The organism is Pseudomonas sp. RA_105y_Pfl2_P56 (genome assembly GCF_963970845.1).
In the GTDB taxonomy this organism is placed as follows: domain Bacteria; phylum Pseudomonadota; class Gammaproteobacteria; order Pseudomonadales; family Pseudomonadaceae; genus Aquipseudomonas; species Aquipseudomonas baetica_A.
The window spans coordinates 1-6,935 of sequence record NZ_CAXAPL010000078.1; the positions used below are offsets into that span (position 1 = coordinate 1).

General features: G+C 46.4%; 6 protein-coding genes. 5 read left to right on the forward strand and 1 reads right to left on the reverse strand.

The features are described from left to right. Positions 1 to 1,079: 1,079 nt before the first annotated feature. The 5 genes from AACY11_RS27870 to AACY11_RS27890 all read left to right on the forward strand — a co-directional run bounded on the left by AACY11_RS27870 (position 1,080) and on the right by AACY11_RS27890 (position 6,462). Positions 1,080 to 1,814: an ABC-three component system protein gene (locus tag AACY11_RS27870; protein WP_339496261.1), complete on the forward strand. Its 735-nt coding sequence runs from the start codon at positions 1,080 to 1,082 to the stop codon at positions 1,812 to 1,814. Continuing rightward, the gene (locus AACY11_RS27875) at positions 1,807 to 2,022 is read left to right on the forward strand and encodes an ABC-three component system middle component 7 (protein ID WP_339496263.1); all 216 of its coding nucleotides are present in this window, start codon (positions 1,807 to 1,809) and stop codon (positions 2,020 to 2,022) included. The genes AACY11_RS27870 and AACY11_RS27875 overlap by 8 nt, the downstream gene beginning before the upstream one ends. Beyond that, complete coding sequence (locus AACY11_RS27880; RefSeq protein WP_339496264.1) at positions 2,015 to 3,643, forward strand: DUF2326 domain-containing protein; 1,629 nt, start codon at positions 2,015 to 2,017, stop codon at positions 3,641 to 3,643. The genes AACY11_RS27875 and AACY11_RS27880 overlap by 8 nt, the downstream gene beginning before the upstream one ends. A gap of 831 nt (positions 3,644 to 4,474) precedes the next feature. Then, positions 4,475 to 5,734: an AAA family ATPase gene (locus tag AACY11_RS27885; RefSeq protein WP_339496265.1), complete on the forward strand. Its 1,260-nt coding sequence runs from the start codon at positions 4,475 to 4,477 to the stop codon at positions 5,732 to 5,734. Next, the gene (locus tag AACY11_RS27890) at positions 5,731 to 6,462 is read left to right on the forward strand and encodes an HNH endonuclease (protein WP_339496266.1); all 732 of its coding nucleotides are present in this window, start codon (positions 5,731 to 5,733) and stop codon (positions 6,460 to 6,462) included. The genes AACY11_RS27885 and AACY11_RS27890 overlap by 4 nt, the downstream gene beginning before the upstream one ends. A 113-nt stretch (positions 6,463 to 6,575) precedes the next feature. Here the strand turns inward: AACY11_RS27890 and AACY11_RS27895 are convergent. Next, the coding region (locus tag AACY11_RS27895; RefSeq protein WP_339496267.1) for a hypothetical protein at positions 6,576 to 6,935 on the reverse strand (360 nt) is incomplete at its 5' end.

The following is a 6,935-nucleotide window of genomic DNA, read 5'->3' on the forward strand; positions in this document are numbered from 1 at the left end:
GCCCGATGCGTCGTCAACCGGAACACTGCTGCTAAGCTTATCCACAATTGCTGTGGCAAAAATCAGCAATCCGTCCTGGGTCATTTTTCAATCGGCAGGGTGGGTCAGTTTTCAATCAGCGCCAACAATCCAGCGCCTCACCCACAGTGGCGTACCAGTCGAGCTCAATGTTTTTTAGGGCGCTAGCGATTTCCCTGCTCGTATTGCCGTCGACCCAAGTCGGGACACTCTCCGTATCCCCTGAGAACAGGCTAGCTGCAGTGACAATGAATCGACCTTTACTCATGCACTGGAGGCACGTGTAGCGCACCGTAGCGCCGGTGGTAAGCAGGCGCCAAATCACGATCTCGATACAATCCAAAGCTTCTTTGGAAAAGTCTAAGACGGCGCTCGTTCCCTGGCCTGCCACGGGATCAGAACTCCCGATAGCCGCTTGTGGTTTGTGGACAAGATGCTTCAACTGTTCACGTGAGGAGACTATTTGGTCTCGGAGCTCTTTGGGATCGATGGACATGCCCCCTCGGTCAGACACTCTGAGGGTTTTGAAGCTGTTCGCTGCGTTGATGAACTCCCGCTCACTTTTCTGCTCCCGTTGAGGGCGGCGGTCAGGATAGAGGACGTTAAAGACGCGTTTCAAAACCTTCAGCATCATTCCTAGCCTGATTGAGGGAGGTAAGCTCCGACGATCATACCTCACAGCTTCTATAATGCTCACACTGCCATCGGCTGTCCCGCGCTCAAAAGATTGGATTGGCGATACCGGTGATGATGGCAAAATGGTATGTTGCGCAAGGCAAGTGGAAATCAGGCACAGGGAATGTGGAATCTTGAACAGGCAGCCTGCGAAAGCAGCGTGTCTATATCAACAAGCGCAGCCGCCACGTCGGCTTACAGCTTTCTACTCTCCCAACCATCCGTAGGTCAGGCGATCCCATCTTGCCGTATGGTGCCTATACCTGCGCCCAGTCATAACCCTTCTATCAGCCAGCCGGGGCACTGCTCAGCCCTGAGTGGCGTGCAGACAATTTAGGTTTTATATGGCGAATGTAAGGACACCATACCATCCTGAAGAGCACAGCATGCTTTATGCGGAGACAGGTGGTATCTGTCCGCTTTGCGCTCTTGTAATCATAGATAAGAAGCCAGGTTCAAAAAACCCTAGAAAGTTTTATGAAGTCGCTCATATCTATCCTCTGAACCCAACTGCCGCTCAAACTTTGGCATTGGTAAATCACACGATACCTATAGACATCAATGGGCTCGACAACGTGATCTGCTTGTGCCCATCTTGTCACCGGAGGTACGACAAGGACTTTAAGATTGAAGAATATGATCGGTTGCGTGAAATCAAGGACGGTTTCATCCGAGATACGGATGCCAGGAAGTCGATTTCTGAGCACGGCCTCAGGATTGAGATAAGGGAGCTGATTGAGTCCTTCGCTGATCTGGACGACGAAAGCCTTGTCGCCTTTGACTTAGAACTAAATGCTTTCACCTTGAAAGAGAAACTAAAGAAAGGTGCCAGCAACGTCTTGAAGCGCAACATACGACACGATGTGGTTGGCTATTTCGTGACAATTCGGGACGAACTGCGGCTGCTTGAGCAACGGGATCAAGCAGCCGTCAAAATGCTGCTCAACCAGGTCAACACTTATTTTTGGGCGATGCATAGAGAACACCCCGACAACAAAGATGTCGTTTTCAATTATATCGCTCAATGGATCAGCGCCAGGAGCGGTAAGTCGATGGACGTTTCGAAAATCATCACTTCATTTTTTGTTCAAAACTGCGAGGTTTTCGATGCTAGTGCCTAGTAAGTTTACAAAGCTTGAAGAATCCACCATTTTCAAGATGCACGCCATCCTAGCAGAGAAGGAGCCTGGTGAAACTGTAGCCCAAGCCCTCGCCAAGACTCGCGATCAATTCTTAGATGCATCTGAATTTCTTGCTGCGATGGATGTTTTATTTTTCTTAGGTTACCTAGATGTTCAGGATGAAACTGGAGTGATTGAATATGCTTAAACAGATAAAGTGCAACCTATTCAATCAAAGCCCTATTGAATTCCATGCTGGGCTAAATATTGTCCTTGGTGATGATGAAGCCAAGAACTCTATTGGCAAATCATCAGCTCTCTTGGTAATCGACTTCGCAATGGGCGGTAATAGCCTATTGGTAGACGACGCTGGAGTGATTAAGGTGCTTGGGAGCCATTCATACGAAATCACATTTGACTTCGGTGGTGTTCCCCTATTCGTCACCAGATCTACCGAGCTGCCAGACGTTGTTGAAATCTGCAACTCAAACCATGTCAAAGAAAACGAAATATCACTTGAAGCGTATAGAGAGAAGCTCAAAAGCCTATATGAACTCTCTGAGCTAGAGAGCTCCTTCCGATCCATCGTTGGCCCATTTGCTCGGATATGGAACAAGGGAGAAGCTGATCCAGATCATCCATTAGCGGGAGCTTCAAAAGAAAGACTTAGCTCGGGCGTAGCCAGGTTGCTCGATCTATTTGAACGTACCGAAGATGTCTCTGCGGAGCGGGCTGTACTTCAGATCTTGAAAGATAAAAAAGATTTGATGAGGATGTCGATGACTGCGGAAATTATCCCACGAATCACGATGACCAAGTATAAATCCAACAATCAGCTTATTAAAACCAATGCGCAAGCCATCAGTGACATCAAGGATAACTTCGCCGGTGCCATCACCGCATACGAAGCCCTGTTTGATGAGAAACTAAGGGCCATCCAACAAACTAAAAATGAGATGATCAATAAGAGAAATATAATTTCGGCTAGAAGAGAAAAACTTCAGAGAGATATCTCTGGCGTATCCCCTCGCCTGGCTGCAAACATAGCCCTCGTTGTTGAGTTCTTCCCAGAGGCAAACCTTGAACGTCTCGAGCAGGTCGAGCAATTCCACGCGAAAATTGGCAAGCTAGTAAGCAAAGAACTTAAAAGTGAACTTGAGCTTTTGGTCGCAAATGAGTCTGAGATTACCGGCTTTATCACCGATCTGGATGAACAAATAAAACTCACCCTTAAAGCTAAAGGCACCCCAACAGACCTATTCGCGAAGGTTTTTGAACTCAAAGAGGTTACCGACAAGGCAAGGGAAGAAAATAAATTCTTCGAGCAGAAGGCTTCCATTGATGATAGCGAGATAGCTTCCAAAACGCGCCTAGACGCTATCTACGAAAAAATCTTCCTTGAGATTGAAGGCGCTATCAATCAGAAACTTGAGAAATTCAACAACCTTGTTTATGGGCCTGAGCGTAACCCGTCCCAGCTTCGTATTAAGAGTGCTAACTCTTACAGCTTCACCTCTCCACTGGATACTGGAACAGGCAAATCGTATGCGGGCTTGGTCGGGTTCGATCTATCAATGTTGTCGCTCACGCGCCTGCCATTCGTCATCCACGATTCAATGATATACAAAAACATCGAAATTGCCGCCACCGAACATATCGTTAAGATCCTGGCCTCCTTCAAACAAAAGCAAATTTTCCTAGCTTTTGATGAGGCAAAGAAGTTCAACAGCGCAACTCAGAAAATCCTGCAAACCAATACGGTATTACAACTACACCGCGACAAACTGCTCTATACCAAAGACTGGCGGGCTAAAGAAAATAGGGCGTAAGGAGGCTTGTCGGGTAACAGAGACGTTAAGGCACCAGCACGGGCGTGCTCATACGTAGCTGACAGCTGTTTAGCCGGTTCTGTGCGCCAATCTTGCCGGCGCGCTTGGCCTGTCTATACATGGAGGGTCAGTTATGGCAGCCGAAGGTAGGATGAGCCTAGGCTCAGAACTGTCAGGTTCGTGTCGTGTCGCCCGGTTCTCGCCCGACTCATACTCGAACCATCTGAACAGCACTGAAAGAGGGGACACGAGATGAGCAGCTTCGATAAAATTGAGACACGCTTACTGAGAAAGGGCGAACTGGGCCAAGTAATCAGGTATCTGCGCGAACTCCGCCAGTAGTCTCAGGAGACTCTGGCTGAGCTCGCCAAAACGACACCCAGAACCATTCAGAGGGTGGAAGCAGGAGCCGGTGCCAGCCTTAACGCTCTTCGCTCTCTTGCATCCTCTAAGTTTGGAAAAGTGATGAAGAGAGCGCGCTGGCAGAGTAATCCTGCCAATGTGGTTTAATGATTACTAAGGTGCCCAAGAGCGCGGTTGCGACCTAGTCGGGCCCCTGGCACACACTGAACGTAAGCGGGCGTTGGCAAGCAAAAAATTCTCAATCCCGACGAGACAGTCGCTTCGACAGAATATGAACAGTCCTGACTAATCTTCTGATAAGAGGCTGAATGACGCTCCAATTGTTATTGATTGTTTGGCCCGTCGTCATGCAATATCTCCTGCACCACATGGCGTAAGATTAGGTGGGCGAAAAAGCTGGCATCTTAATCGAGTTTGCATTCGATCACCGGCGCCAAAAATTATAAATGATTGGAGTCGGAACAGCGCATGGAGCTAAATTTTAATCACTCTTCGGGTGGTTTGGTTCAATCAGTCCTTAAACGAATTGAAGATTCAACGGCTCGTAAAGGTAAAGGAAAGTTCACGTACATCATTGGAAACAATGGCTCGGGAAAAAGTAGGGTTCTTGGCGCGTTATCTGAAATTTTAGAGACTAAGGCGGCAAAAAACATAGTTGCCTGTATTGCCAGCTCTATCCATGACAGATTTCGTTACGGTGATCACGGAAATGTAAAATATATGGGGGCACGGAATGCAAGAAATGCTGTGTTTTTGACAGCTATTGAGCGAGATCTCAGCCGTTATATACTCCAGGCTATGCTGATTGATAGGGCGCTATTCAAAGTCCTTTGCGAATCTGTTGATTTAGATATTACGTTCTCTATAGGTGAAAAGTCAGTCGCGTATTTGCAGCCAGGTTTTAATGAAGATCTGCGGGACGCGACCCGGTTACGCAACAAAGCAGATGAGCTTGGTTTGCTGCGTGCAAGACCATTAGGAATGCTTAATAGAATAGCTCAAGGCAGCGGGCGTTTCGATCACTTGTCTTTGGCGCAAATACCAGCACTAATTGCATATCTCGACGCAAATATTGAAATAAAACTAAAAATTGAAAATCGACGTAAATTAGTTACGGATTTTGAGGGGCTAAGCACTGGGGAGCAAAATCGCTTGCTTATGTTTGCAAAAATACTAAGTGTGATGGAAGAACGCACAGTGTTTTTAATAGACGAGCCAGAGCTAAGTTTGCACTTACATTGGCAAATGGAGTTTCACAAAACCTTGGTGAAAATATTATCAAGGCTCGATAGGTTTCATGTTGTTATTGCAACTCACTCTCCTATTATGATTAGCGAAGGAGTGCGCGCAGACGGTAATGTAGATAATGTCGTGGCCGTATTGGATGCTCGGATTGATAATAGAAGAAAGACTAACCTACAACAAAATTATAATAAAAGTGTTTCGTATAAATTTTATAGTTTTGTCGAGGTTGCAAGCCATGAGCAATTAGTGTTGAGGCAGTTTCATACTTCACCATATCAGACTCGGGAAGTGAGCGTGGAGATTGCTGATACCGTGCTTGATTACGCCGAAGGCGCAACTGAACGAGCCGAAGCGATAGCACTGTTGCGCAGCTTGAGTTCGGCAATGGGATTATCCGAGCAAGCTAAAAAGCAGATTCAGGCCGCTATTCAGTTTGTAGGGAAAGGTTTAACAAAATCAATCAAGGATAAGATTTCAATATGAAATCTCTTTGTGTAGACAGCGAAGAAGAAAATCATCTGCAAAAGCTTATTGATATGATAAAAAATAAGGATATGGACGGTGGTGAGGCTTGGTCGGCTTTTTCCTCTCCCGCAGCTTCAAAGACTTTTAAGAGAGGGGAGGCTAATTCGAAGACGTTTAATTTTAGTGCGGTTGAGCGAGCGACATATAAAAACGTTAGACAGCGCGTACAGAATCATCTTTTCAATAAATGTGCTGGATCTTGTGCATATTGTCGTCGCCCTGTTGGCCATTATGGTTGGGCATGGCATATAGAGCACGTTCTTCCAAAGTCAAAGCACTCGTCACTTACCTTCTCACTTGACAATCTAACGGTAGGATGTGTGCATTGTAACCAATGGAAAGGCGCTCGGATTGATAGGCATCTGGTAGGCAAAATACTGCCGATAATAAATCCATCACTTCCAGGTTTTACTTACTCTGCTCATTTGACCTACGTACAGATCAGCACAGAATCACTTAGCTTTGCAAAATATTCACATTGTTCGCCTGAGGGTGCTAAGACCTACGAAAAGCTCTCATTTGAGATGCTTGAAAGGTCTTACGCTATTAATGGAATGCATCCACCTTTAGCTTCGCTGCATGAGAAGATTGAAAGAGCTATCGGAGTTGGGCTTTCGGCGGTGGAGGGGCAAGGCCTGGCAGAACTGCTATTTGAACTAAAACAAAGCATATACAAAATTAATTAGCTTTCGTTTTTTTTGCGCATGTTGCAAGTATTCTATAAAAGGAAGTTTGTGGTCTTCAGTTTTTTAGCTGAGCTACGCATTTATAGCTCCTAGCGGAAGGCCATGTAGTAACATTATTTCTCCACCAAATCTTTGTACATTTCTCTTGACTCCAGGATCTGATCCCTGAGCTCTTCAGGATCAATCCTCACCCCGCCACAAGGAGTTGTCGGCAGCGTTTGCAGGCTGTTCACCGCTTTGATGAACTCTTGCTCTTCTGCCTGTACCCAGGCAGGGCGTTTATCTTTCCAAAAGAGCCATGACATAGCCGGCCTCATCTTCGATTGGTTCGAGATGAGGATGTGGGTGTTGGCGCTGATTGAAAACTGACCCACCCTGCCGATTGAAAAATGACCCAGGACGGATTGCTGATTTTTGCCACAGCAATTGTGGATAAGCTTAGCAGCAGTGTTCCGGTTGACGACGCATCGGGC

Excerpts from the sequence above, each read along its gene's own strand:
- AACY11_RS27870 (WP_339496261.1), top strand. The coding sequence starts at position 1,080 with ATGCTTTATGCGGAGACAGGTGGTATCTGTCCGCTTTGCGCTCTTGTA.
- AACY11_RS27880 (WP_339496264.1), top strand. The coding sequence starts at position 2,015 with ATGCTTAAACAGATAAAGTGCAACCTATTCAATCAAAGCCCTATTGAA.
- AACY11_RS27885 (WP_339496265.1), top strand. The coding sequence starts at position 4,475 with ATGGAGCTAAATTTTAATCACTCTTCGGGTGGTTTGGTTCAATCAGTC.
- AACY11_RS27890 (WP_339496266.1), top strand. The coding sequence starts at position 5,731 with ATGAAATCTCTTTGTGTAGACAGCGAAGAAGAAAATCATCTGCAAAAG.